Source organism: Streptomyces tuirus (assembly GCF_014701095.1).
GTDB lineage: Bacteria > Actinomycetota > Actinomycetes > Streptomycetales > Streptomycetaceae > Streptomyces > Streptomyces tuirus.
On the sequence record NZ_AP023439.1, the window covers coordinates 1,470,922 to 1,495,997 of the forward strand.

Annotated in this window: 25 protein-coding genes and 1 pseudogene; 15 read left to right on the forward strand and 11 right to left on the reverse strand. The window is 71.3% G+C overall.

The window, feature by feature from the left end:
- Nucleotides 1-44: 44 nt before the first annotated feature.
- Both IGS69_RS34955 and IGS69_RS06860 read right to left on the reverse strand, forming a co-directional pair.
- On the reverse strand, nt 45-161 hold the full coding sequence (locus tag IGS69_RS34955) for an SGM_5486 family transporter-associated protein (RefSeq protein WP_097215821.1): 117 nt from the start codon (nt 159-161) through the stop codon (nt 45-47).
- A 69-nt stretch (nt 162-230) separates the two neighbouring features.
- The gene (locus IGS69_RS06860; protein ID WP_190897725.1) at nt 231-1,628 is read right to left on the reverse strand and encodes a CynX/NimT family MFS transporter; all 1,398 of its coding nucleotides are present in this window, start codon (nt 1,626-1,628) and stop codon (nt 231-233) included.
- 70 nt (nt 1,629-1,698) lie between these two features.
- On the opposite strand from IGS69_RS06860, the gene IGS69_RS06865 reads away from it, so the two are divergent.
- Nucleotides 1,699-2,391, forward strand: a complete 693-nt coding sequence (locus tag IGS69_RS06865; RefSeq protein WP_190897727.1) for a FadR/GntR family transcriptional regulator — start codon at nt 1,699-1,701, stop codon at nt 2,389-2,391.
- A 62-nt stretch (nt 2,392-2,453) separates the two neighbouring features.
- Here the strand turns inward: IGS69_RS06865 and IGS69_RS06870 are convergent, their stop codons facing one another.
- The 3 genes from IGS69_RS06870 to fabG form a co-directional block, all read right to left on the reverse strand.
- Nucleotides 2,454-2,810, reverse strand: a complete 357-nt coding sequence (locus tag IGS69_RS06870) for a hypothetical protein (RefSeq protein WP_190897728.1) — start codon at nt 2,808-2,810, stop codon at nt 2,454-2,456.
- 161 nt (nt 2,811-2,971) lie between these two features.
- A complete protein-coding gene (gene fabI / locus IGS69_RS06875; protein WP_031104170.1) occupies nt 2,972-3,739 on the reverse strand; it encodes an enoyl-ACP reductase FabI in 768 nt (255 codons plus the stop codon).
- Between the two features lie 5 nt (nt 3,740-3,744).
- On the reverse strand, nt 3,745-4,449 hold the full coding sequence (gene fabG, locus IGS69_RS06880) for a 3-oxoacyl-[acyl-carrier-protein] reductase (protein WP_190897729.1): 705 nt from the start codon (nt 4,447-4,449) through the stop codon (nt 3,745-3,747).
- Between the two features lie 270 nt (nt 4,450-4,719).
- On the opposite strand from fabG, the gene IGS69_RS06885 reads away from it, so the two are divergent.
- From IGS69_RS06885 to tyrS, 3 genes are read left to right on the forward strand one after another with little or no spacing between them, the layout of a single operon-like run.
- Nucleotides 4,720-6,276: a TldD/PmbA family protein gene (locus IGS69_RS06885; protein WP_190897730.1), complete on the forward strand. Its 1,557-nt coding sequence runs from the start codon at nt 4,720-4,722 to the stop codon at nt 6,274-6,276.
- Nucleotides 6,273-7,667 (forward strand): metallopeptidase TldD-related protein, encoded by a 1,395-nt coding sequence (locus tag IGS69_RS06890; RefSeq protein WP_190897731.1) that lies wholly within the window; start codon nt 6,273-6,275, stop codon nt 7,665-7,667. The genes IGS69_RS06885 and IGS69_RS06890 overlap by 4 nt, the downstream gene beginning before the upstream one ends.
- A 43-nt stretch (nt 7,668-7,710) precedes the next feature.
- Nucleotides 7,711-8,979 (forward strand): tyrosine--tRNA ligase, encoded by a 1,269-nt coding sequence (gene tyrS / locus IGS69_RS06895; protein WP_190897732.1) that lies wholly within the window; start codon nt 7,711-7,713, stop codon nt 8,977-8,979.
- 59 nt (nt 8,980-9,038) lie between these two features.
- Here tyrS and IGS69_RS06900 read toward each other — a convergent pair whose 3' ends face one another.
- Nucleotides 9,039-9,314, reverse strand: coding sequence for a GlsB/YeaQ/YmgE family stress response membrane protein (locus tag IGS69_RS06900; protein ID WP_190897733.1), 276 nt, complete (start codon nt 9,312-9,314; stop codon nt 9,039-9,041).
- Between the two features lie 245 nt (nt 9,315-9,559).
- On the opposite strand from IGS69_RS06900, the gene IGS69_RS06905 reads away from it, so the two are divergent.
- The gene (locus IGS69_RS06905; protein WP_190897734.1) at nt 9,560-9,955 is read left to right on the forward strand and encodes a DUF3099 domain-containing protein; all 396 of its coding nucleotides are present in this window, start codon (nt 9,560-9,562) and stop codon (nt 9,953-9,955) included.
- A 236-nt stretch (nt 9,956-10,191) separates the two neighbouring features.
- Entirely contained in the window at nt 10,192-10,407 is a 216-nt protein-coding gene (locus IGS69_RS06910) for a hypothetical protein (RefSeq protein ID WP_190897735.1), read from the forward strand.
- Nucleotides 10,408-10,497: 90 nt separating this feature from the next.
- Here IGS69_RS06910 and moaA read toward each other — a convergent pair whose 3' ends face one another.
- The 3 genes from moaA to IGS69_RS06925 form a co-directional block, all read right to left on the reverse strand.
- A complete protein-coding gene (gene moaA / locus IGS69_RS06915; RefSeq protein WP_190897736.1) occupies nt 10,498-11,487 on the reverse strand; it encodes a GTP 3',8-cyclase MoaA in 990 nt (329 codons plus the stop codon).
- Nucleotides 11,488-11,658: 171 nt separating this feature from the next.
- Nucleotides 11,659-13,284 carry a solute symporter family protein gene (locus tag IGS69_RS06920; protein WP_190897737.1) on the reverse strand — a complete coding sequence of 542 codons (1,626 nt, stop codon included), beginning with the start codon at nt 13,282-13,284 and terminating at the stop codon, nt 11,659-11,661.
- A complete protein-coding gene (locus tag IGS69_RS06925) occupies nt 13,281-13,637 on the reverse strand; it encodes a DUF485 domain-containing protein (RefSeq protein ID WP_190897738.1) in 357 nt (118 codons plus the stop codon). Before IGS69_RS06925 ends, IGS69_RS06920 begins: the two co-directional genes overlap by 4 nt.
- A gap of 254 nt (nt 13,638-13,891) precedes the next feature.
- On the opposite strand from IGS69_RS06925, the gene IGS69_RS06930 reads away from it, so the two are divergent.
- The 4 genes from IGS69_RS06930 (at nt 13,892) to IGS69_RS06945 (ending at nt 18,700) form a co-directional block, all read left to right on the forward strand.
- Nucleotides 13,892-15,421, forward strand: coding sequence for a S8 family peptidase (locus IGS69_RS06930; protein WP_190897739.1), 1,530 nt, complete (start codon nt 13,892-13,894; stop codon nt 15,419-15,421).
- A 62-nt stretch (nt 15,422-15,483) separates the two neighbouring features.
- A complete protein-coding gene (locus IGS69_RS06935) occupies nt 15,484-17,010 on the forward strand; it encodes a S8 family peptidase (RefSeq protein WP_190897741.1) in 1,527 nt (508 codons plus the stop codon).
- 77 nt (nt 17,011-17,087) lie between these two features.
- On the forward strand, nt 17,088-17,627 hold the full coding sequence (locus tag IGS69_RS06940) for a hypothetical protein (protein WP_232543450.1): 540 nt from the start codon (nt 17,088-17,090) through the stop codon (nt 17,625-17,627).
- Between the two features lie 74 nt (nt 17,628-17,701).
- Complete coding sequence (locus tag IGS69_RS06945; RefSeq protein ID WP_232543451.1) at nt 17,702-18,700, forward strand: CopD family protein; 999 nt, start codon at nt 17,702-17,704, stop codon at nt 18,698-18,700.
- Nucleotides 18,701-18,721: 21 nt separating this feature from the next.
- Here IGS69_RS06945 and IGS69_RS06950 read toward each other — a convergent pair.
- Both IGS69_RS06950 and IGS69_RS06955 read right to left on the reverse strand, forming a co-directional pair.
- Nucleotides 18,722-18,988: pseudogene (locus IGS69_RS06950) on the reverse strand (lysoplasmalogenase family protein); the annotation flags it as partial.
- Nucleotides 18,989-19,954 carry a sterol desaturase family protein gene (locus tag IGS69_RS06955; RefSeq protein WP_190897743.1) on the reverse strand — a complete coding sequence of 322 codons (966 nt, stop codon included), beginning with the start codon at nt 19,952-19,954 and terminating at the stop codon, nt 18,989-18,991.
- Nucleotides 19,955-20,231: 277 nt separating this feature from the next.
- Here IGS69_RS06955 and IGS69_RS06960 point away from each other — a divergent pair, with 277 nt between their 5' ends.
- From IGS69_RS06960 to IGS69_RS06980, 5 genes are all read left to right on the forward strand, one after another.
- Complete coding sequence (locus IGS69_RS06960) at nt 20,232-21,233, forward strand: DEDDh family exonuclease (RefSeq protein ID WP_190897745.1); 1,002 nt, start codon at nt 20,232-20,234, stop codon at nt 21,231-21,233.
- A gap of 79 nt (nt 21,234-21,312) precedes the next feature.
- On the forward strand, nt 21,313-21,546 hold the full coding sequence (locus IGS69_RS06965) for a hypothetical protein (protein ID WP_190897746.1): 234 nt from the start codon (nt 21,313-21,315) through the stop codon (nt 21,544-21,546).
- Between the two features lie 49 nt (nt 21,547-21,595).
- Nucleotides 21,596-22,393 (forward strand): SURF1 family cytochrome oxidase biogenesis protein, encoded by a 798-nt coding sequence (locus IGS69_RS06970; protein WP_232543452.1) that lies wholly within the window; start codon nt 21,596-21,598, stop codon nt 22,391-22,393.
- A gap of 109 nt (nt 22,394-22,502) precedes the next feature.
- Entirely contained in the window at nt 22,503-24,290 is a 1,788-nt protein-coding gene (locus IGS69_RS06975) for a glycoside hydrolase family 15 protein (RefSeq protein WP_190897748.1), read from the forward strand.
- Between the two features lie 5 nt (nt 24,291-24,295).
- Nucleotides 24,296-25,051, forward strand: coding sequence for an SDR family oxidoreductase (locus IGS69_RS06980; protein ID WP_190897750.1), 756 nt, complete (start codon nt 24,296-24,298; stop codon nt 25,049-25,051).
- Nucleotides 25,052-25,076: the final 25 nt, after the last annotated feature.

Below are 25,076 nucleotides of genomic sequence, written 5' to 3' on the forward strand. Positions count from 1 at the left end.
GGGGACAGGGGGGCCAGCCCCACCACGGGCCGCGCGAGCGCGGGTCATGGGGAGGCGATGGTCGCGATGACGGCGATGACGATGAAGATCGCGAAGAAGGCGCCGAAGACGAGCAGCATCTTCTTCTGACCGTGCTGGGGGTTCGGGTCGAGCACTGGCATGGCGCCAGTCTCCCACCCCCCGTACCGGCGGGGCGCCCCGGGGTGGGAACCGCTGCCCGGGGCAAGGGCTCAGCGGGCGGCCTCGTCCTCCACGGTGCGGTCGCGTCCGGCCAGGAAGCCGACGACCATCTGCGGGATCATCAGGGCGCTCATCAGCGCGATCGGCAGGCCCCAGCCGCCGCTGTGCTGGTAGAGGACGCCCACCAGGAGCGGGCCGGGGATGGAGATGAGGTAGCCGGTGCTCTGCGCGAACGCCGACAGCTGGGCGACCCCGGGGCCGGTCCTGGCCCGCATGCCGACCATGGTCAGGGCGAGCGGGAAGGCGCAGTTGGCGACGCCGAGCAGCACGGCCCAGGCCCAGGCGCCGGCGGCGGGTGCGAGGTACAGCCCGGCGTAGCCGACGAGGCCGCAGACGCCCAGGGCGAGCACGATCGGGCCCTGGTGGGGCAGCCGGGTGGCCAGGCGGGGTATGACGAAGGCCAGGGGCACGCCCATCACCATGGTGACCGCCAGCAGCAGGCCCGCGGTGCCGGCGGGGACACCGGCGTCCCGGAAGATCTGTGCCATCCAGCCCATCGTGATGTAGGCGGCGGTGGCCTGGAGGCCGAAGAAGACGGCCAGGGCCCAGGCGGTGCGGCTGCGGGCCATGCGCAGCCGGGGCACCTCCACGCGCGCGTGCTCCGCGGGGGTGGAGCCCTGCGTCCGTGCCGCCACCTCGTCCCGGTCCCGTGCGGACGGGTCACCGGCAGAGGCGTCACCGCCGGTGGCGGCGTCCGCGGCCTGCTCCCCCGCCCCGGGGGGCGTGACGCGTCCCCGGACGAAGGGCAGCCACGGCAGCACGGCCGCCACGGCGATCCCCGCCCACAGGGCCAGGCCCGTCTGCCAGCTGCCGCCGAGGGCGTCGGTCAGGGGGACCGTCACCGCGGCCGCGAGGGACGTGCCGAGGGCGAGGGCCATGGAGTACAGGCCGGTCATGGACCCCACGCGGTCGGGGAACCAGTGCTTGACGATGACCGGCATCAGCACGTTGCTGACCGCGATGCCCATGAGGGCCAGGGCGCTGCCCGCCAGGAAGCCGGCCGTGCCGCCCGCGTACGGCCGTATCAAGAGGCCGGTGGCGATGGCGACCATGCCGGCGCACACCACCGCGCCGGCCCCGAACCGGCGGGCGAGCCGCGGGGCCATGACGCCGAAGACGGCGAAGCACAGCGGCGGCACGGAGGTGAGCAGCCCGGCCACGCTGCCGCTCATGCCGAGCCCGTCGCGGACCTCCTCCAGGAGGGCGCCGAGGCTGGTGATGGCGGGGCGGAGGTTCAGCGCGGACAGCACGATCCCGAGGACGAGCATTCGCATCGTCCACGCGCGCGTGGACGCGCCGCCGGCTTTCCCGGCGTCGTGCGCGGCCGAGCTGCGTACGGTCGGGGGCGTCATCGTCCGGATTTCCTCACTCGGCATGAGGCCCATCATAGAATCATAGGATGATTGACGGTCCACTCCTCGGCTGCCCCCGGGCGGCCCGTTCGTGCGAAGGTGTGCCATGCCCTTGAGCCATCCCCGCCGCTCGGCCCTGTCCGAGCAGGTCATCGCCGCGCTGCGGGCCCAGATCACCTCGGGCGAGTGGCCGGTCGGCTCCCGGATCCCGACCGAGCCGGAACTGGTCGAGCAGCTGGGCGTCGCCCGCAACACGGTCCGTGAGGCCGTCCGTGCCCTGTCACACAACGGCCTGCTGGACATCCGCCAGGGTTCCGGCACGTACGTCGTGGCGACGAGCGAGCTGGCCGGCGTGATGCAGCGGCGGTTCGCCGAGGCCGACCCCCGGCACATCGCCGAGCTGCGCTCCACGCTGGAGTCGGCCGCCGCACGGCTGGCCGCCGAGCGGCGTACGGAGAAGGACCTCAAGCAGCTCGACGCGCTGCTGCTGCGGCGCGAGGAGGCCTGGGAGTCGGGCGACAAGGAGGCGTTCGTGACCGCGGACGCGACGTTCCACCTGGCCGTGGTCTCCGCGTCCCACAACGACGTGATGACGGCCATGTACGCGGACCTGGGCGAGGTGCTGCGGGACTGGCTGCGCGAGGACGTCGGCGAGGAGCTGACGCCGGAGACGCACATGGACCACGGGCGGCTGCTGGAGGCGGTCCGCGCGGGCGAGGCGGACATGGCCGCGGCGGAGGCGGCCCGCTACCCGTTCCTGTGCCGGCTGGGCGGCGTCACCTCCCCCACCGACGACTGACACCAGCCGCCGGGCTCACCTCCCCCACCCGTGACCGACACTGACTGACACCGCCCCCCGGCTCAGCTCTCCCGCCGGTGGCTGACCCACACGTCGCCGACCTCTTTCCAGCACCGTCCCGTCAGCCGCACGGTCTGCGCGGGCCCGGCCTCGATCGGTGAGCTGTCGGTGTCGATGTCCCACCAGCGGGCGCACTCGACGTGCAGGCTCACATGGTCGGGCTCCGGGTAGGGGTTGTGGCAGTACGCGGTCACCTTGGAGCCGGTCACGCGGATCCGGCACGCGGCCCCGAAGGGATCGGCGGACTCCCGTTCGCCGGAACCGGCGGGCACGCGCGCGTGCGGCACCGCCTCGTACGCCAGGGTCAGCACGAGCGCGACGGCGAGGGACACTGAGGCCGTTCGGCGGGACAAGCGCACAAGGGGACCTCCTCGGCCGTGCTGGGGAGGGACTCGGATGGTGAACGCCTACTCCAGAGTGCCCAGTTGTGGGCCTCCCCCGCCCGGTCGGCTGAGCCGAACGGGTGACGCCCCGCTCCCCGCGCGCGGCGGGAAACGGGGCGTCGAGGACGTACGGGAGATCAGGCTCCGATGGCGTGCAGACCGCCGTCCACATGGACGATCTCGCCCGTGGTCTTGGGGAACCAGTCGCTCAGCAGGGCGACGACACCGCGCCCGGCCGGCTCGGGGTCCTTCAGGTCCCACTCCAGCGGGGAGCGGTCGTCCCACACGGAGGCCAGCTCGCTGAAGCCCGGGATGGACTTGGCGGCCATGGAGCCGAGCGGACCGGCCGAGACCAGGTTGCAGCGGATGTTCTGCTTGCCCAGGTCGCGGGCCATGTAGCGGCTGGTGGCCTCCAGGGCGGCCTTGGCCGGGCCCATCCAGTCGTACTGCGGCCAGGCGAACTGCGCGTCGAACGTCAGACCGACGACGGAGCCGCCGTTCTGCATCAGCGGCAGGCAGGCCATGGTGAGCGACTTCAGGGAGTACGCCGAGACGTGCATGGCCGTGGCGACCGACTCGAACGGCGTGTTGAGGAAGTTGCCGCCCAGCGCGTCCTGCGGGGCGAAGCCGATGGAGTGCACGACGCCGTCGAGGCCGCCGAGCTCCTCGCCGACGATGTCGGCGAGCCGCCCGAGGTGCTCGTCGTTGGTGACGTCCAGCTCGATGACCTTGGTGGGCTTCGGGAGCTTCTTGGCGATGCGCTCGGTCAGTGTGGGCCGCGGGAACGCCGTGAGGATGATCTCGGCGCCCTGCTCCTGGGCCAGCTTGGCGGTGTGGAAGGCGATGGAGGACTCCGTCAGCACACCCGTGATCAGGATGCGCTTGCCCTCGAGAATTCCGCTCATGGTGATCAGTGACCCATTCCCAGTCCGCCGTCAACGGGGATGACGGCTCCAGTGATGTACGAGGCGTCGTCCGAGGCGAGGAACCGCACCGTCGCGGCGATCTCCTCCGGCTGCGCGTACCGGCCGAGCGGGACCTGCTTCACGATGTTCTCGCGCTGCTCGTCGGTGAGCGCCTTGGTCATGTCGGTGTCGACGAAGCCGGGCGCGACGACGTTGAAGGTGAGGTTGCGCGAGCCCAGCTCACGGGCGAGGGAGCGCGCGAAGCCGACCAGGGCGGCCTTGGAGGCGGCGTAGTTCGACTGGCCGGGGCCGCCGTACAGACCGACGACCGACGAGATGAGCACCACGCGGCCCTTCTTGGCGCGCAGCATGCCGCGGTTGGCGCGCTTGACGACGCGGAAGGTGCCGGTGAGGTTGGTGTCGATGACCGAGGTGAAGTCCTCCTCGGACATGCGCATCAGGAGCTGGTCCTTGGTGATGCCGGCGTTGGCGACGAGGACCTCGACGGGGCCGTGGGCCTCCTCGATCTCCTTGTAGGCCTGCTCCACCTGCTCGGTGTCGGTGATGTCGCACTTGACGGCCAAGAAGCCGGCCGGCGGCTCACCCGAGCGGTACGTGATGGCGACCTTGTCGCCGGCATCGGCGAAAGCGCGGGCGATGGCGAGGCCGATGCCCCGGTTGCCTCCGGTGACGAGAACCGAGCGGCTCAACGGATCACCCTTTCGATAGCGGTCAGATACCCGCCCGGCGGCCTGGACGACAGGCGGTGATGACAGGCGGCTTCCTCGAAAACCTATCGGTCCGGGCACGCCCGCGGACAATCGGGCACCGACAGTGGCGTACGGGACTCACTGTCGGGTCCCTACAGAAACCCGCCGGCCCCGCTCCGGAAACTCGTGGCCCGCGCGCGGGATGGACGACATGATCGGAGCAGTCACGACGTACGGCAACCACGGTCACCTCGACAGAAAGAGACGGCGGTGCCTCATACCATCGACGAGGCCTTCACGGCCCTCCCCCTACGCGCCCTCGCCGACGCGGCCCTCGCACGCGCGCGTGCGCTGGGCGCCGAGCACGCGGACTTCCGGTTCGAGCGGGTGCGGGGCGCCTCCTGGCGGTTCCGGGACGCCAAGCCCGCCGGGTCGTCGGACACCACCGACCTCGGGTACGCGGTGCGGGTGGTGCACGGCGGTACGTGGGGTTTCGCGTCCGGCGTCGACCTCACCATGGACGCCGCCGCCCGGGTCGCCGGGCAGGCCGTGGCGATGGCCAAGCTGTCCGCCCAGGTGATCAGGGCGGCCGGGTCGGACGTGGGGGCACCTCCCACGCCTTTCGGGCAGTGGGGGAGGGTGGAGCTGGCCGACGAGCCGGTGCACGCCGAGAAGACCTGGATCTCGTCGTACGAGACCGACCCCTTCTCCGTGCCCGACGAGGAGAAGGCCGGGCTGATCGCGGAGTGGAGCGCCCGGCTGCTGGCGGCCGACGGCGTCGACCACGTCGACTCCTCCCTGCTCACGGTCCACGAGAACAAGTTCTACGCCGACACCGCGGGGACGGTGACCACCCAGCAGCGGGTGCGGCTGCACCCGGTGTTCAACGCCGTGTCGGTGGACGAGTCGAGCGGCGAGTTCGACTCCATGCGCACCCTCGCGCCGCCGGTGGGACGCGGCTGGGAGTACCTGACGGGCACCGGCTGGGACTGGGCGGGCGAGCTGGAGCGGATCCCGGAGCTGCTCGCCGAGAAGATGCGGGCGCCGAGCGTGGAGCCGGGCCTGTACGACCTGGTCGTCGACCCGTCCAACCTGTGGCTGACCATCCACGAGTCCATCGGGCACGCCACCGAGCTCGACCGGGCGCTCGGCTACGAGGCCGCGTACGCCGGCACCTCCTTCGCCACCTTCGACCAGCTCGGCAAGCTGCGCTACGGCTCGGAGCTGATGAACGTCACCGGCGACCGCACCGCCGAGCACGGCCTGGCCACCATCGGCTACGACGACGAGGGCGTCCAGGGCCAGTCCTGGGACCTGGTCAAGGACGGCACGCTCGTCGGCTACCAGCTGGACCGGCGGATCGCGAAGCTGACCGGCTTCGAGCGGTCCAACGGCTGCGCCTACGCCGACTCCCCCGGGCACGTGCCGGTGCAGCGCATGGCGAACGTGTCGTTGCGGCCGGACCCGGCCGGGATGTCGACCGAGGACCTGATCGGGGGCGTGGAGCGCGGCATCTATGTCGTCGGCGACCGGTCCTGGTCGATCGACATGCAGCGCTACAACTTCCAGTTCACCGGTCAGCGCTTCTACCGCATCGAGAACGGGCGGCTCGCCGGTCAGCTGCGCGATGTCGCCTACCAGGCGACGACCACCGACTTCTGGGGCTCGATGTCCGCGGTGGGCGGGCCGCAGACCTATGTGCTCGGCGGCGCCTTCAACTGCGGCAAGGCCCAGCCGGGGCAGGTCGCGGCCGTCTCGCACGGCTGCCCGTCGGCCCTGTTCAAGGGCGTCAACATTCTGAACACGACCCAGGAGGCCGGTCGATGAGCGCGCGTTCCAGCAAGCCGCACGAGGTCGTCGAGCGGGCCCTCGAACTGTCCCGGGCCGACGGCTGTGTCGTCATCGCCGACGAGCAGTCCACCGCGAACCTGCGCTGGGCGGGCAACGCGCTGACCACGAACGGCGTCACCCGTGGGCGCACGCTCACCGTCGTCGCCACGGTCGACGGCAAGGAGGGCACGGCCTCGGGGGTCGTGTCGCGGTCCGCCGTGACCGCCGACGAGCTGGAGCCGCTGGTGCGGGCCGCCGAGGCCGCCGCGCGCGGCGCCGGGCCCGCCGAGGACGCGCAGCCGCTGGTCACGGGCGTGCCGCAGGCGCCGGAGTTCACGGAGGCGCCCGTCGAGACCTCCTCCGCCGTGTTCGCGGACTTCGCTCCCGCCCTCGGCGAGGCCTTCGCACGCGCGCGTGCGGGCGGCCGCGAGCTGTACGGCTTCGCCAACCACGAGCTGGTGTCCACGTACGTCGGCACGTCCACCGGGCTGCGGCTGCGGCACGACCAGCCGAACGGGACGCTGGAGCTGAACGCCAAGTCACCGGACCGGACCCGGTCCGCGTGGGCCGGGCGCTCCACCCGGGACTTCAAGGACGTCGACCCGGCGGCCCTGGACGCGGAGCTGGCCGTGCGCCTGGGGTGGGCCGAGCGGCGGGTGGAGCTGCCCGCGGGGCGGTACGAGACGCTGCTGCCGCCGACGGCCGTGGCGGACCTGCTGATCTACCTGATGTGGTCGGCGTCGGGCCGGGACGCGGTCGAGGGCCGCACGGTGTTCTCCAAGCCGGGCGGGGGCACGCGGGTCGGCGAGAAGCTGACCGACCTGCCGCTGACCCTGCGCAGCGACCCGAACGAGCCGGGCCTGGAGTCGGCGCCCTTCGTGATCGCGCACTCCTCCGGGGGCGACCAGTCGGTGTTCGACAACGGACTGCCGCTGGCGGCCACCGAGTGGATGCGCGAGGGCGAGCTGCGGCATCTGACGACCAGCAGGCACAGCGCGGCCCTGACCGGCCTGCCGGTGGCCCCGGGGATCGACAACATCATCCTGGACGGGGGTGAGGACCGCTCCCTGGAGGAGATGGTCGCGCGTACCGAGCGGGGGCTGCTGCTGACCTGCCTGTGGTACATCCGCGAGGTCGACCCGGCGTCGCTGCTGCTCACCGGTCTGACCCGGGACGGCGTCTACCTGGTCGAGAACGGCGAGGTGACGGGTGAGGTGAACAACTTCCGGTTCAACGAGTCGCCGGTCGGGGTGCTGGGCCGGGCCACGGAGGCGGGGCGGACCGAGAAGACGCTGCCGCGGGAATGGAGCGACTGGTTCACCAGGGCCGCGATGCCGGCCCTGCGGGTGCCCGACTTCAATATGAGCTCTGTCAGCCAGGGCGTATAACCTCGTACCTGATTACGAGCCCACTCAAGGAGATACGAGAACCGTGACGGACATCGTCGACGAGCTGAAGTGGCGCGGGCTGTTCGCCCTGTCCACTGACGAGGACGCTTTGCGCAAGGCGCTCGCGGACGGTCCCGTCACGTTCTATTGCGGTTTCGACCCGACGGCGCCGTCGCTGCACGTGGGGCACCTGGTGCAGGTGCTCACCGTGCGCCGGCTCCAGCAGGCCGGTCACCGGCCGCTGGCGCTGGTCGGCGGTGCCACGGGCCTGATCGGCGACCCCCGCCCGACCGCGGAGCGCACGCTGAACGACCCGGAGACGGTCACCGGCTGGGTCGCCAAGCTGCGCGCCCAGATCGAGCCGTTCCTGGACTTCGAGGGCGAGAACGCGGCCGTCATGGTCAACAACCTCGACTGGACGGAGAACCTCTCCGCGATCGAGTTCCTCCGTGACATCGGCAAGCACTTCCGCGTCAACAAGATGCTGACGAAGGACTCCGTGGCCCGGCGCCTGGAGTCCTCCGAGGGCATCAGCTACACGGAGTTCAGCTACCAGCTGCTGCAGGGCATGGACTTCCTCCAGCTGTACCGGCGCTACGGCTGCACGCTGCAGCAGGGCGGCAGCGACCAGTGGGGCAACCTCACGGCGGGCCTGGACCTGATCCACCGCCTGGAGCCGGACGCCACCGTGCACGCGCTGGCGACGCCGCTGATGACGAAGGCGGACGGCACCAAGTTCGGCAAGACCGAGGGCGGCGCCGTCTGGCTGGATCCGGAGATGACGACGCCGTACGCGTTCTACCAGTTCTGGCTGAACGTGGACGACCGGGACGTCTCCCGCTACATGCGCATCCTGTCCTTCCGCTCCCGGGAGGAGCTGGAGGAGCTGGAGCGGCAGACCGAGGAGCGTCCGCAGGCCAGGGCCGCGCAGCGCGCGCTGGCCGAGGAGCTGACGACGCTGGTGCACGGCGCCGACCAGACGGCCGCCGTGATCGCCGCGTCCAAGGCCCTCTTCGGCCAGGGCGAGCTGGCGGAGCTGGACGAGCGGACGCTGGCCGCGGCCCTGTCGGAGGTGCCGCACATCCAGGTCGCCGAGCTCGGCCCGGCCGTGGACCTCTTCGCCGAGGTCGGCCTGGTGGCCAGCAAGTCGGCCGCGCGGCGCACGGTCAAGGAGGGCGGCGCCTACGTGAACAACGTCAAGGTCGCCGGCGAGGACGCCGTCCCCGCCAAGGAGGACCTGCTGCACGGCCGCTGGCTGGTGCTGCGCCGGGGCAAGAAGAACCTGGCCGCGGTCGAGGTCACGGGCGGCTGAGAGCACGAGGAAGGGGGCGGTCTCCGTTGTGGAGGCCGCCCCCTTCGCCGTGCACCCCGTTACGCACTGCGTCTGCCTGTCCTGGCCGCCGCCCAGGCCCGGTCGCCCAGACCGACCAGGATGATCGCCATCACCAGCTGGAAGACGTGCCGCCACCAGTCGATCCCCGATGTGGCGTCGACGCCGGCCGCCCGGGCGATGGCGTTGCCGGCGATGCCGCCGATCATGCCCAGGATCACGGTCAGCCACAGGGGAAGGTGTTGCTTGCCCGGAATGATCGCCTTGGCGATCAGGCCGAGTACCAGTCCTACGATGATCGCCCACAACCAGCCCATCACTGCCTCCTCGTGCGGCTCGACGTGAGCACTACGGCCAGTCTCGGCCCGGGAACCGTACGCCGCATGCCGACGCGGGCCGTCGGGGGGACGACGCGGACCGTTCGGCCTGGTGGTGCGCCACCCGGTCTCGTAGCGGGCGCAGGCGCGGCGTACCGTGGGAACTGTCCTGGTCGGGTTCCCCGGGCCGGCCGAGGACGGCTACGGGGCGGGGACAGTCCGATACGGGCGGATGGTGGAATGCGATGCGGAAGCGGCATGGCGGCGGCAACGTCCAGGTATTCCGGATCACCGGCGCCCGGACGGGACTCCAGGAGGACGTACGCGGGCGGCAGCGCCGGTACGTGATCTCGATGACGGTCCGCACGATCTCCGTGATCCTCGCGGCCACGTTGTGGAACGTCGAACGGCACGTCGCCATCGTGGCGTTGGTGCTCGGGCTGGTGCTGCCGTACATCGCGGTGGTGATCGCGAACGCGGGGCGCGAGAACGCGCCGTCTCTGCCGTCGACGTACGTCGTGTCGCAGCCGCGTCCGATGATCCCGCCGTCGGGTTCCGGTGACGGGCCGGCGGATTCCGTCCCGGAAGAGGCCGCGTCCGGGCCGGTGCCGGGTGCGGGGAGCGAATCGCACGAGCGGTAGGGGCGCCCGCGGGGAGATCACGAGGTCTCGCGAAGGGAAGCCGTCTTCCCGCCAAGCTCATGAAAAGCTCAGATCAATCATGTTGTTCCAGTGCCGGGCTCGGGGTTACCCGTGACATACTTCGTACGCGCTCCGCATCCCCCGTCGGAGCGACGGACCGACGCCGGGCAGCTCCCCCCGTGGCTGCTCGGCGTCGCCTTTTGTGCCGTGATGATGTGCAGTGGTGAGACGAAGCCGTGAGTGACGAGACGCCCATCTGTTCCGCGAAGGGCTGCCGCGCCGATGCCGTGTGGGTGCTGGCGTGGAACAACCCGAAGATCCATACGCCGGAGCGGCGCAAGACGTGGCTGGCCTGTGAGGAGCATCGCGAGCATCTGTCGCAGTTCCTCGGGGTGCGGGGGTTCCTGAAGGACGTGGTCCTTCTGAAGGAATGGGAAGCGCGGGACGTGTGACACTTCCGGGTGCGTCGTGGCTTGTCGCGCTCACGCGGCGGAGCCGCACATGGTTGCAGCCCCGCGCCCCTGACGCGCCCCTGAGTGTCTCTACCCACCGATCGCCGACATGGGCCTGGTCGGCTGCACGAATGTCGGGTCGTCCAGGCCCGCTCCCGCCTTCTTACCCCACATCGCCAGACGCCAGATGCGGGCGATCTCCTCGTCCGCGGCGCCCGAGCGCAGCGCGGCGCGCAGGTCGGTCTCCTCCTGGGCGAACAGGCAGGTGCGGACCTGGCCGTCGGCCGTGAGGCGGGTGCGGTCGCAGGCCGCGCAGAAGGGGCGGGTGACGGAGGCGATGACGCCGACGACATGCGGGCCGCCGTCGACGAGCCAGCGCTCCGCCGGTGCCGAGCCGCGCTTCTCCTCGCCCTCGGCGGTCAGTTCGAAGCGGGTGCGCAGGGAGGCGAGGATGTCCCCGGCCGTGATCATGCCGTCGCGCTTCCAGCCGTGCTGGGCGTCCAGGGGCATCTGCTCGATGAAGCGCAGCTCGTAGTCGTGCTCCACGGCCCAGGCGAGGAGGTCGGGGGCCTCGTCGTCGTTGAGCCCCGGCATCAGGACGGAGTTGACCTTGACCGGGGTCAGGCCCACGTCGCGGGCGGCGTGCAGGCCCTCGAGGACGTCCTTGTGGCGGTCGCGGCGGGTGAGGGTCTTGAAGACGTCAGGGCGGAGCGTGTCCAGGGAGACGTTGACCCGGTCCAGGCCCGCCTCCTTGAGGGCCGCGGCCGTGCGCTTGAGGCCGATGCCGTTGGTCGTCAGCGACATCTGGGGGCGGGGGGCCAGCGCCGCCACGCGCTCGACGATGCCGACCAGGCCCGGGCGCAGCAGCGGCTCGCCGCCGGTGAAGCGGACCTCCTCGATGCCGAGGGACGTGACCGCGATGTCGATCAGGCGGACGATCTCGTCGTCGTTGAGCAGATCCGGCTTGGCCAGCCACTGCAGGCCCTCCTCGGGCATGCAGTACGTACAGCGCAGGTTGCACCGGTCGGTCAGTGAGACCCTCAGGTCGGTGGCCACCCGGCCGTAGGTGTCGATGAGCACGTGGGCCCCCTCCCTCGTCGCGGATCACGCGTGCGGCACTGCTTCTCCGCCATGTGCGAGCCTACGTGACCCCACCGACAACACCACAGACCCGATCCCACGACGTGGAACGCGGCCGGGCCGCAGGGACCTGGAGGTTCCTACGACACGGCCGCGCGGGAGGGATCGTGCTCAGTGGGCTCCGGTGCCGGTCAGGGACCGGACCTCCAGCTCCGCGTACTTCTTGGCGTCCGGCTCCTCCTTGGACAGGATCGTGCCGAGCCAGCCCATCAGGAAGCCGAAGGGGATGGAGATGATGCCCGGGTTCTTCAGCGGGAACCAGGCGAAGTCGACCTCGGGGAACATCGCCTTGGGGTCGCCGGAGACGACGGGCGAGAACAGCACCAGGCCGACGGCGACGATCAGACCGCCGTAGATCGACCACAGCGCGCCCTGGGTGGTGAAGCGCTTCCAGAACAGGCTGTAGAGGATCGTCGGGAGGTTGGCGGAGGCGGCGACCGCGAAGGCGAGGGCGACCAGGCCGGCCACGTTCAGGTCGCGGGCGAGGGCGCCGAGGCCGATGGAGACGACGCCGATGAACAGCGTCGCCCAGCGGGCCGCGCGGACCTCCTCGGCGCCGGAGGCCTTCCCCTTGCGGATGACGTTGGCGTAGATGTCGTGCGCGAAGGACGACGACGAGGCGAGGGTGAGGCCGGCGACGACGGCGAGGATCGTCGCGAAGGCCACCGCCGAGATCGTGGCGAGCAGGATCGCGCCCCAGGTCGAGTCGACACCGCCCAGATGCAGGGCGAGCAGGGGCGCGGCCGTGTTCCCGGACGGGTTGGACGCGATGATCTCGTCCTGGGAGATCAGTGCGGCGGCGCCGAAGCCGAGGGCGATGGTCATCAGGTAGAAGCCGCCGATGATGCCGATGGCCCAGTTCACGGACTTACGGGCGGCCTTGGCGTCGGGCACCGTGTAGAAGCGGATGAGGATGTGCGGCAGGCCGGCGGTGCCGAGGACCAGGGCGATGCCGAGGGAGATGAAGTCCAGCTTGGAGGTGCCGGTCGCGCCGTACTGCAGGCCGGGCTCGAGGAAGGCGGCGCCCTTGCCGCTGTTCTCGGCGGCCTGGCCGAGCAGGTCGGAGATGTTGAAGTTGAACTTCAGCAGCACCAGGAAGGTGATCAGGATGGTGCCGCCGATGAGCAGCACGGCCTTGACCATCTGCACCCAGGTGGTGCCCTTCATGCCGCCGATGGAGACGTAGACGATCATCAGGACGCCGACGAGGGCGACGATGAGGATCTTGCCGGCGTCGGAGGTGATGCCGAGCAGCAGCGAGACGAGGACGCCCGCGCCGGCCATCTGGGCCAGCAGGTAGAAGATCGACACCACGATGGTGGAGGTGCCGGCGGCGGTGCGGACCGGGCGCTGGCGCATGCGGTACGCGAGGACGTCGCCCATGGTGTAGCGGCCGGAGTTCCTCAGCGGCTCGGCCACCAGGAGCAGGGCGACCAGCCAGGCGACCAGGAAGCCGATGGAGTAGAGGAAGCCGTCGTAGCCGAAGATGGCGATGGCGCCCGCGATGCCGAGGAACGAGGCGGCGGACATGTAGTCGCCGGAGACGGCGAGACCGTTCTGGAAGGCGCTGAACTGGCGGCCGCCGGCGTAGAAGTCGGCGGCGTCCTTGGTCTGGCGGCCCGCCCAGATGGTGATGCCCAGGGTCGCGAGGACGAACAGCGCGAACAGGGTGATGATCAGCGGGCGGTGCTCGCTGGCCTCGTTCGCGGCGAGGAAGGTGTGCTGTACGGGGCTCATGCGCCGCTCTCCATCCGGGTCTTGATGGCCTCGGCCTTGGGGTCGAGCTTCGCGGCGGCGTGCCGTGAGTACCACCAGGCGATGAGGAACGTGGTGATGAACTGGGCGACGCCGAGGACGAAGGCGACGTTGATGTTGCCGAAGAGCTTCGTGCCCATGAAGCCGCCCGCGTAGTTCGAGAGCAGGACGTACAGCAGGTACCAGGCGATGAAGCCGACGGTCAGCGGGAAGGCGAAGGAGCGGTAGGAGCGGCGCAGTTCACCGAACTCCGCGCTCTCCTGCACCTCGGTGAACTCCTCGGGTGAGGGGAGTGTGCGTTGTTCTTTCGAGGGGGGCGGTGCGTCGGCGGCCACGGAGTCTCCTCGCAGGGACGGAAGCGGTTGTGAACGGGGGCGGAGGCGAGTGTCCTCGCGCTCCTTGTTCAACGTCACGGCGGCACGCGAGAACCGGTTCAAACGCCCGGCGTTCTTTCCGAAGTCGTTTCGACAAAGCGTTGCTGGCCAGCGAGAGGCCGGGATAGCTTCGCCCTGCACCACCACGTCATGTACCTGCCCGAGCACCACCTGTGCCTCGGGCCGGTTTCGTTTCCGGAGGATGTGGAGACCCCATGTCTCACTTGCGTTCCAGACCCCGGCTCGCTCTCGCCGTGCCCGTCGTACTGTCCCTGACGGCCTCGCTGGGCTTTCTGCCGGCCGCCGCGTCCGCGGCACCGCAGGCGGAGCCGGCCACCCGGACGGCGGACGCGCCGAACCTGGCCTACGTCGTCAACACCAAGGCGGACCGCCACACGATCGCGTCGGTGAAGAAGGCGATTGCGAAGGCCGACGGCTCGGTCGTGACCACGTACGAGCGGATCGGCGTCATCGTCGTCCACTCCTCGAAGGCCGGCTTCGCCGAGACCATCCGCACGGCGCGCGGCGTGCAGTCGGCGGGGGCCACGCGGACGACGCCGCTGACGGCCGCGGGGACCAAGGAGGAGGGCGCGGTCGAGTATCTGACGGGCGCCCAGGCGAAGCGCACCGAGGCCGCCTCGGCGAAGACGCCCGAGAGCGAGCCCCTCGAGGCGGACCAGTGGGACCTGCGCGCGATCGGCGCCGCCAAGGCCGCGCAGATCAACCCGGGCAGCCGCAAGGTGACCGTCGCCGTGATCGACACCGGCGTGGACGACACCCACCCCGACATCGCCCCGAACTTCTCCGCGTCCCAGTCCGCCAACTGCGCCGGCGGCAAGCCCGACACCAGCGAGGGCGCCTGGCGTCCGTACACCCCCGGGGACTACCACGGCACGCACGTCGCGGGTGAGATAGCCGCCGCCCGCAACGGCGTGGGCGTCGCGGGCGTCGCTCCCGGTGTGAAGGTGTCCAGCATCAATGTGACCGACCGGGCGAACGGGCTCTTCTACCCGGAGAGCGTCGTGTGCGCGTTCGTGTTCGCCGCCGACCACGGCGTCGAGATCACGAACAACAGCTACTACGTCGACCCGTGGCTGTACAACTGCATGGACGACCCGGACCAGCGGGCCATCGTCGACGCGGTCAACCGGGCGCAGCTGTACGCCCAGAAGAAGGGCACGCTCAACGTCGCCGCCGCGGGCAACTCCAACCACGACCTGGACTCGGACGCGATCGTCGACGACTCCAGCCCCGACGACTCCACCGCGGTGGAGCGCACCATCGACCCGCACGAGTGCTTCGACGTGCCGACCCAGCTGCCGGGTGTCGTCACGGTGAGCTCGACGGGTGTCGACAGCGTCAAGTCGTACTTCTCGACGTACGGCAAGGGCGTCGTGGACGTCGCCGCGCCGGGTGGCGACCGCCGTTACCAGATCCCGGACACGCCCTCGAAGGACGGCCGCATCCTGTCCACCCTGCCGGGCGGCACATGGGGCTTCCTGCAGGGCACCTCGATGGCCTCGCCGCACGCCTCCGGGGTCGCCGCGCTGCTGAAGTCCAAGCACCCCTGGGCGTCTCCGGCCCAGCTCCAGGCGCTGCTGAAGGCACAGGCCGACGAGACCGCCTGCCCCACCTCCTACGACCAGGACGGCGACGGCACCCAGGACGCGGTCTGCCAGGGCGGCAAGCACCTCAACGGCTTCTACGGGCACGGCATCGTCAACGCGCTGCGCGCGGTGAAGTGACCCGACCGCTCACCGGGACCCCTCGCAAGATCAGCTCGTACCGTGAACGAACTGGAGACACCATGACTGCGCCGTACGCGCGCTACCGTCGCGCCGCCGCGATCCCGGCCGGGATGGCCATGGCCACGGCCCTCGCGTTCCTGCCGAACACCGCGGCCACGGCCGCCGAGGACGCCCCGGCCCCCGCGGCCGCCCAGGCCGACGCGACCCCGCTCAGCTACGTCGTCAACGTCAAGCCGGGGCACGGCACTTCGGCGTACGTGAAGAAGGCCGTCGTGAAGGCCGGCGGCACGATCGTGACGTCGTACGACCAGATCGGCGTGATCGTCGTCCACTCCTCGAACCCCGACTTCGCCAAGACCGTCCGCACGGTGCGCGGCGTGCAGTCGGCGGGCGCCACCCGCACGGCGCCGCTCCCGTCGGCGTCGACCGGTGACCTGGGCGCGCCGAAGGTGCTGAGCGCGGCCGAGGTCGCCGCGGCGGACGCCCCCGCCGGGCAGGACCCGCTCCAGCCCCAGCAGTGGGACCTGCCGGCCATCAAGGCGGACAAGGCGCACGAGAAGACGCTGGGCAGCAAGAAGGTCACGGTCGCCGTGATCGACACCGGGGTCGACGACACCCATCCCGACATCGCGCCCAACTTCGACCGCGAGGCGTCGGTCAACTGTGTGTCGGGCAAGCCGGACACGGCCGACGGGGCCTGGCGGCCGAGCGCCGCGGAGAGCCCGCACGGCACCCATGTCGCCGGTGAGATCGCCGCCGCCAAGAACGGCGTCGGCATGACGGGTGTCGCGCCCGGGGTGAAGGTCTCGGGCATCAAGGTGTCCACCACGGCCGGCTTCTTCTACACCGAGGCCGTGGTCTGCGGCTTCGTGTGGGCGGCCGAGCACGGGGTCGACGTGACGAACAACAGCTATTACACGGACCCCTGGTACTTCAACTGCAAGAACGACCCGGACCAGAAGGCGCTGGTGGAGGCCGTCGGCCGGGCCTCGCGGTACGCGGAGAAGAAGGGCGCGGTCAACGTCGCCGCGGCGGGCAACGAGAACTACGACCTCGCCTCCGACGAGATCACCGACCCGTCGTCCCCGAACGACACGACGCCGGGCGACCGGGTCGTCGACCCGTCGGAGTGCCTGGACATCCCGACGCAGCTGCCGGGTGTCGTCACGGTGGCCTCGACGGGTGCGAAGGGCATCAAGTCGTCCTTCTCCAACCACGGGCTGGGCGTCGTCGACATAGCCGCTCCGGGCGGCGACTCGACCGCCTACCAGAAGCCGGACGCGCCGGCCACGAGCGGCCTCATCCTGGGCACGCTGCCGGGCGGCAAGTGGGGCTACATGGCCGGTACGTCGATGGCTTCCCCGCACGTCGCGGGCGTCGCCGCGCTCATCAAGTCGACGCACCCGTACGCCTCTCCGGCGCTGGTGAAGGCCCTGCTGTACGCGGAGGCCGACGCCACGCCGTGCACGGACCCGTACGACATCAACGGCGACGGCAAGATCGACGCGGTGTGCGAGGGCTCCAAGAACCGCAACGGCTTCTACGGCTGGGGCATCGCGGACGCGCTGGACGCGGTGACCAAGTAGAGCTCGTGTGAAGGTGATCCGGGCCGGGCGGGGGTATCCGTCCGGCCCGTGTCATGCCTGCGGCAGGATTCCCCGTCATGGACGTCATGGACGTGTACGAGGATCCGGTGACCTGGACGGCCCGGCCCGCGCGGCCGCGGTGGCAGTTGGCCCTGCGGTTCGCCGGCAGTGTGGTGTGGTTCCCGGTCGTGTGTGTGCTGTGGGCGGCGGTGCTGGCCGTGTTCTTCGTCGTCGGCATGTTCGCGGAGGTGGTCACGACCTTCAGCAAGACCCTCGAACGCGGCTACCTCGACGCGATGGGCGGGGCGCTGGACCGCGTCGGGCGCCTGGCCTCCTGGTGCGTGTCCTGGCCGGAGCTGCGTCATGAGGGCGACGTCGCGTACTACAGGGCGCGCGTGGAGAAGGTGGTGGGCGAGTGGACCGCCCGGGCCTCCCAGCCGATCGAGCCGAAGAAGCCGCGGCCGCCCGTGGAGTGCGCGATACCCCTGCGGCATTACCGGGGGGTCGGCGGGTGGTACGTCGCCGAAGTCGCGCTCGCGCAGGGATGGGAGCTGCGGCCGACGGACGAGAACAAGGAGGTGCGGCTGTGGTGGGCGGCCGCGTCCCGGGTTGATTGAGTACGGCCGACTTGCCCGGCCGTGTGGAGGTTGGTGAAGATCCTGGGGTGACTTCGCCAAGACCGATACCCGCTGTGACCGATGCGCGCGGCCCGCTGCGGCCCACCGGCGCGGGCCGGGCCGTGGCCGTCCTGGTGCTGGTGGCCCTGGCCGCGGCGATTCCGCTGCTCGGCCCGTCCGCCGCGCTGCACGGCACCGGCGAGGCCGAGGTGCCCGGCGCCGGCGGCATGGCCCTGCTGCGCACGGTGCTGTTCGCGGCGCTGTGCATACCCGTCGGTGAACTGTTCGTGAACCGGCTGGCGCGTTCGCTGCCCGGTTCGCAGGCCGGATCCCTTGCCCTGCCCCGCAGTTGGTCCCCCATCGCGGCCGCCGCCGGTTTCGGCGCCGCCCTCGGGCTCGCGGCGCTCGTGGCCACCGGCAATCTCGTGCCGGACGAGATGGCGGACATCGACGTCGGCGGACTCCACGCCTCCCGGGACGGCAAGCTGGCCCTGCTGGAGGTCAACGCGTTCCTCGTGGCGGGGCTGTGCGCCGTGTCGCGCCGGCCGGGCACCCAGGTGTGGCCGCTGGCCGCCGTGGTCGTCGCCGAGGCCCTGCGCGCCCACCCCACGACCGAGCACAGCCCGCTGACGGGCTCCGGGCTGACGCTCGTCCATCTGACCTGCGCGGCACTGTGGGCGGGGGGCCTCCTCCACGCGTTGCGTGTCCTGCGGCTCTGGTCCGGCCGGGACGACACGTCGGCCGGTGCGGCCCTGCTGGGTCTCTACGCGCGCGTGGCGGTCGTGCTGCTCGCCGCCATCACCGCGACGGGCGTGTGCAGTTCGCTGCGCCGGATGCCGCCGGAGACGGTCCTGGAGCAGCTGACGGGGACGGCGTACGGGCGGGCGCTGCTCGCCAAGGTGCTCCTCGTGGTGGTCGTCGCCGCCCTCGCCGTGTGGGCCCGGCGGCGGCTGCGCCGGGCGGCCGACCCGCTGACCGCCTGCGCGCCGGCCCGGGCCGAGGTCGCCGCCCTGGGTCTGGCGGTCGCGGCGTCCGGACTGCTGACGGTGCTTCCGGTGCCCATCCGCTGGTGACTCCGGCGCGCCTCGGGCGACCCGCATCGCTCCGTACGTCACGGCCGGTGCCCTGCGCGCGTCGAGCGCCCCGACGGTGCCGCCGGCCAGCAGGGCCTGCCCGGCGATGCAGGTGAGCATGAACCAGAAGTCCGGCCCCGGCAGCTGGGGCCAGTCGGCGACTCCGGTCGCGATGAGGGTGTCGGACAGCAGGAACCACGCCCCGCCGCACCCGGCGAAGAGACCGAGCCGGGTGGCGGACCGGTACGCCATGGCGGTGAGCAGGACGCTGTACCCGGCGACGGGCATTCACGCCGACGCGCTCTCCGAGGCCGGGGCGGTCCCGGCGGCGGGTCCGGGCGCGGCGGCGGGCGACGGCGGCGGTACGGCGGCAGGTGACGGAGCAGGTACGGCGGCCGGCGACGGAGCCGCTGCGGCAGGGGCCGTCCCCGGGCCCCACCCCGGCCCCCGGAACACGCGTCCCGCCCGCTCGCGCCAACCACGCGCCGCCCTCAGGTCCTTGGCGATGGAGACGTACTCATGGGTGGCGACCTTGAGCAGGTTGTACGTGTCGATGTTCTTGGTCAGTCCGTAGCGGGGCCGCTCGGTCTCCGCGACGAACGTCCCGAACAGCCGGTCCCAGACGATGAGGATGCCGCCGAAGTTGCGGTCCAGATAGCCGCCCTGGGAGGCGTGGTGGACGCGGTGGTGGGAGGGGGTGTTGAGGACGAACTCGAACCAGCGGGGCATCCTGTCGATGCGTTCGGTGTGGATCCAGAACTGGTAGACGAGGCTCGCGGAGGAGCAGAACGCCAGCGCGGCGGGGTGGACGCCGGCGACGACGAGGGGCACGTAGAACGGCCACACGGTCAGGGACGTCCAGGGCTGGCGCAGCGCGGTGGTGAGGTTGAACCTCCGGCTGGAGTGGTGGACGACGTGACTGGCCCACAGGATGCGGACGACGTGGTGGCCGCGGTGGGACCAGTAGTAGAAGAAGTCCTGCCCGAGCAGCATCAGCGGGACGGTCCACCACAGCACGGGCACGCGCAGCGGGGTGAGTTCGTACAGGGCCGTGTAGATCGCCAGGGTCGGGATCTTCCAGAGGAAGTCGAAGAAGAGGCTGCCCAGGCCCATGCCGACGCTGGTCGCGGCGTCCTTCGCCTCGTAGCCCTGCTCGTCCTCGTCCGGATGGAAGCGGTAGCTCACCATCTCGACCACGGCGAGCAGCACGAAGGCGGGGATGGACCACAGCACGACATCGGGCAGGTTCGGCATGCAAGCACCGTAGGACCGGCGCCCCGCCTCGGCCAGACGTTGCTACCCACAAGTATGACCGACGGAACGCGCTTGCTTCTTGGCCGCCTCCGCCAATCCGATACGGGACGAAGAGGACGTCGGCGGGCGAGACGTACGTCTGATCGACTGAGTATCGATCAGACGTACGCCCCGTGAAGGGACAGACCGGACAACACACCTGAGGGGACGTCGGAAAACCCGCGCGGACGCACCTGGCGGACGGGGCTGTCAGTCGCGGCCCGTATCCTCAGGAACCATGCTGGAAGACCTCACGACCGCAGTGTTCTCCGCCACGCCGTGGCCGGCCGCGTACCCCAAGGGGTACGCGGTCGTTGACGTGGAGACCACGGGCCTGGCCCGGGACGACCGCATCATCTCGGCGGCGGTCTACCGGCTGGACGAGCGCGGCGAGGTCGAGGACCACTGGTACACGACCGTCAACCCCGAGCGCGACCCGGGACCGGTGTGGATCCACGGACTGACGAGCGAGGCGCTCGAGGGTGCGCCGCTCTTCCCGGACATCGCCGAGGAGTTCACCGCCCGGCTGGCGGACCGGGTCCTCGTCGCGCACAACGCCGTCTTCGACTGGCAGATGATCGCCCGGGAGTACGCACGCGCCGAGCGCGAGGCCCCGGTGCGGCAGCGGCTGTGCACCATCGCGCTCTCCAAGGAGCTCGGGCTGCCGCTGCCCAACCACAAGCTGGAGTCCCTCGCCGCGCACTTCGGCGTCGTCCAGCAGCGGGCGCACCACGCGCTGGACGACGCGCGCGTGCTGGCCGAGGCGTTCCGCCCGAGCCTGCGGGCCGCGGCGGCGAAGAACGTACGGCTGCCGCTGCACGAGTGCCGGCCGCTGACCGAGTGGACGGACCGCCCCGCCGCGCCCCGCATCGGGCAGCAGGCGGGCCCCGGGGGCTACGGCGGCTACCGGCCGAGCAGCTGGCGCCCGTCCCGCAAGCGCCCCGCCTGCCCCTACCCCAACCCCGGGCGGTACGAGCCGGGCGGGCGGCTCAAGCAGGGCATGCGCGTCGCCTTCTCCGGCGACACCTCCACCGAGCGGGATCTGCTGGAGGACCGCGCGACCGACGCCGGGCTGCATGTGGCCACGAGCCTGTCCCGGCTGACCAGCCTCCTCGTCACCAACGACCCGGACTCGGGCACGTCCAAGGTCGTCAAGGCCCGGCAGTTCGGCACACCGGTCGTCGACGAGGCGGCGTTCGGGCAGCTCCTCGCGGATGTGGAGCCGGCGTCGGAGGGGTGACCGTACGGACGGGTGATTGCCGGGCGACTCGCCCGGCGCCCGCTCGCCCGCGCGGGGACGACGGCCCACCCTGTGGCGCATGGCGACCTGTGAGGTATGTGGCAATCAGTACGGTATGACCTTCGAGGTGCACGCGCAGGGCGCGGTGCATGTCTTCGACTGCTTCTCCTGCGCGATCCACCGCATGGCCCCCATCTGCGAGCACTGCCGGGTGCAGATCATCGGCCAGGGTGTCGAGGCCGATGGCCACTGGTACTGCGGCGCCCACTGCGCCCGCGCGGAGGGAAAGGCAGGAATTGTCGACAAGGTCTGAACCCGTACCCGACTGAATGCACCCCACGACCGAGTTGTACGGTCGTGGGGTGTACCGCTTCCTGATGTCCCGGCAGTGGGTGATCCTCACGTTGATCGCCCTGCTCCTCATCCCCACGATGATCAGGCTGGGTATCTGGCAGATGCATCGCTACGAGGAGCGCACCGCCCGGAACCAGCTGGTCACCGACGCGCTGGCGGCCGAGCCGGTGCCCGTGGAGCGGCTGACGGCGCCCGGGCACACCGTGACCAGCGCCGAGCGGTACCGCACGGTGACGGCGAAGGGCCGCTTCGACACCGAGAACGAGGTCGTCGTCCGGCGCCGCACCAACTCCGGCGACGAGGTCGGCTACCACGTGCTGACCCCGTTCGTCCTCGACGACGGCAAGGTGCTGCTGGTCAACCGCGGCTGGATCCCCTCCGACGGCCCGAGCCAGACCACGTTCCCGAAGGTTCCCGCCCCGCCCGGCGGCGAGGTCACCGTCGAGGGGCGCCTGATGCCCGACGAGACGACCGCGGCGAGCGGCATCAAGAACCTCCAGGGCCTGCCGGACCGGCAGATCATGCTGATCAACAGCGAGCAGCAGGCCCGGCGCCTGGACGCGCGGGTGCTCGGCGGCTACATCGCCCAGACCTCCCCCGAGCCCAAGGGGGACACCCCCGAGCTGATGGGCAACCCGGGCAAGGAGGACGCGGCGCTGAACTACGCGTACGCCGTCCAGTGGTGGCTGTTCGCCGCGGCCGTCCCGGTCGGATGGACGGCCCTGGCCCGCCGCGAGGCCAGGGACCGGGCCCGCAAGGCGGGCGAGGCGGCCGACACCACGGAGGCCGAGCCGGCGGCGGTGTAGCCCCCGGGGCCGGAGCGCACGGGGAGCACGAGCCGACACCCGCCCCTGCCGGTCACTCCCCCGGCCCCCGCCCTGATTGCCACGCCGAGTTGCCGGGAACCCGCACTCCGTGCACCCCAGCATCGAGGACTACGCGCTCATCGGCGACGAACAGACCGCGGCCCTGGTCGGTACGGACGGATCCGTCGACTGGTTGTGCCTGCCCCGCTTCGACTCGGCCGCCTGCTTCGCCAGAATGCTCGGCGACGAGGACAACGGCTACTGGCGCATCGCCCCCGTGGGCGCCGACCGCTGCACCCGGCGCGCATACCGCCGCGACACCCTCGTCCTGGACACCGAGTGGGAGACGGAGCAAGGGTCCGTCCGGGTCACCGACCTGATGCCCCAACGCGACCGCGCCCCCGATCTCGTACGCGTCGTCGAGGGCCTCGACGGCGAGGTGACGCTCCACAGCGCCCTCAAGCTCCGCTTCGACTACGGCTCGATCATCCCCTGGGTGCGCCGGGCCGACGGCCACCGCGTCGCCGTCGCCGGCCCGGACTCGGCCTGGCTGCGCAGCGAGCCGGAGGTGACCAGCTGGGGCGAGGACTACGGCACGCACGCGGAGTTCACCGTCAAGAAGGGCGAAAAAGTCGCCTTCGTCCTCACCTGGCACCCCTCCCACGAGCCACGCCCGCCGCTCGTCGACCCGTACGACGCGCTGCGCCACAGCGTGGAGGACTGGCGGGCCTGGGCCTCCCGCTGCCGCTACGACGGCCCGCACCGGGACGCCGTCGTCCGCTCCCTGATCACCCTCAAGGCACTCACCTACGCCCCGACCGGCGGCATCGTCGCCGCCCCCACCACCTCGCTGCCCGAGGAACCGGGCGGGGTGCGCAACTGGGACTACCGCTACTGCTGGCTGCGCGACTCCACCCTCACCCTGAACGCGCTGCTCGCCGCGGGCTACCAGGAGGAGGCGGAGGCCTGGCGCAACTGGCTGCTGCGCGCGGTCGCCGGCGACCCGGCGGACCTGCAGATCATGTACGGCGTGGCGGGCGAGCGACGACTGCCCGAGTCCGAGCTGCCGTGGCTCTCCGGATTCGTCGGTTCAGCCCCCGTCCGCATCGGCAACGACGCCGTGAACCAGCTCCAGCTGGACGTCTACGGCGAGGTCATGGACTCCCTGTCCCTCGCCCGGGAGTCGGGCCTGTCCCCGCAGCCGGACGTCTGGGCGCTGCAGGCCGCCCTGATGGACTTCCTGCGGACCAGCTGGCAGCAGCCGGACGAGGGGCTGTGGGAGGTGCGCGGCGGCCGGCGCCAGTTCGTGCACTCCAAGGTGATGGTGTGGGTGGCCGCCGACCGGGCCGTGCGCACCCTGGAGCGCCACCCGGAGCTGGACGGCGACCTGGACGGCTGGCGCGCGCTGCGCGACGAGGTGCACGAGGAGGTGTGCGAGAAGGGCTATGACGCCGAACGCAACACCTTCACGCAGTCCTACGGCTCGCGCGAACTGGACGCCGCGCTGCTGCTCATCCCGCGCGTGGGATTCCTGCCCCCGGACGATCCACGGGTGATCGGCACGATCGACGCGGTCCGCGAGGAGCTGGCCCACGGCGGTGATTTCCTGCGCCGCTACAGCACCGACGACGGGCACGTCGACGGACTGCCCGGCGGCGAGGGCGCCTTCCTGGTGTGCTCGTTCTGGCTCGCCGACGCCCTGCACATGACAGGTCGCACGAAGGAGGCCCGCGAGCTGTTCGAGCGGCTGGCGGGGCTCGCCAACGACGTCGGGCTGCTGTCCGAGGAGTTCGACCCGGTGACGGGCCGGCACCTCGGCAACTTCCCGCAGGCGTTCAGCCACATCGGGCTGGTGAACACCGCCCTCGCCCTGTTCGGTGAGGACGGGGCAGGATAGGGACCATGGATCTTGGACTGAAGGACCGGGTGTACGTCGTCACCGGAGCCACGCGGGGCCTCGGCAACGCCACCGCGCGTGAGCTCGTCGCGGACGGGGCGAAGGTGGTCGTCTCGGGGCGGGACGAGAAGACCGTCGCCGAAGCGGCGGCCGAGCTGGGACCGAACGCGGTCGGGGTCGCCGTCGACAACGCCGACCCGGAGGCAGCGGCCCGGCTGATCGCGGCCGCGCGGGAGAACTTCGGCCGCTTCAACGGCGTGCTCGTCAGCGTGGGCGGCCCGCCGGCCGGATTCGTCGCGGACAACACGGACGAGCAGTGGCAGGCGGCGTTCGAGTCGGTGTTCCTCGGTGCGGTACGGCTGGCCCGCGCCGCCGCCGCCGAGATGGAGGCCGGGGGCGTCATCGGCTTCGTGCTCTCCGGGTCGGTCTACGAGCCGATCCCGGGGCTGACCATCTCCAACGGGCTGCGGCCGGGGCTGGCCGGGTTCGCCAAGTCGCTCTCCGTCGAGCTGGGGCCGCGCGGCATCCGGGTGGTCGGTGTCCTGCCCGGGCGGATCGACACCGACCGGGTGCGGCAGCTGGACGCGCTGTCGGCGGACCCCGAGGCGACCCGGGCGGCGTCCGAGTCGCGGATTCCGCTGCGACGCTACGGGACTCCGCAGGAGTTCGGGCGAGTGGCGGCGTTCCTGATGTCTCCGGCGGCTTCCTACGTGACCGGGGTCATGGTGCCGGTCGACGGTGGAGCGCGGCACGGGTTCTGACGGGCCGCGCGAGGGGTCGCACGGG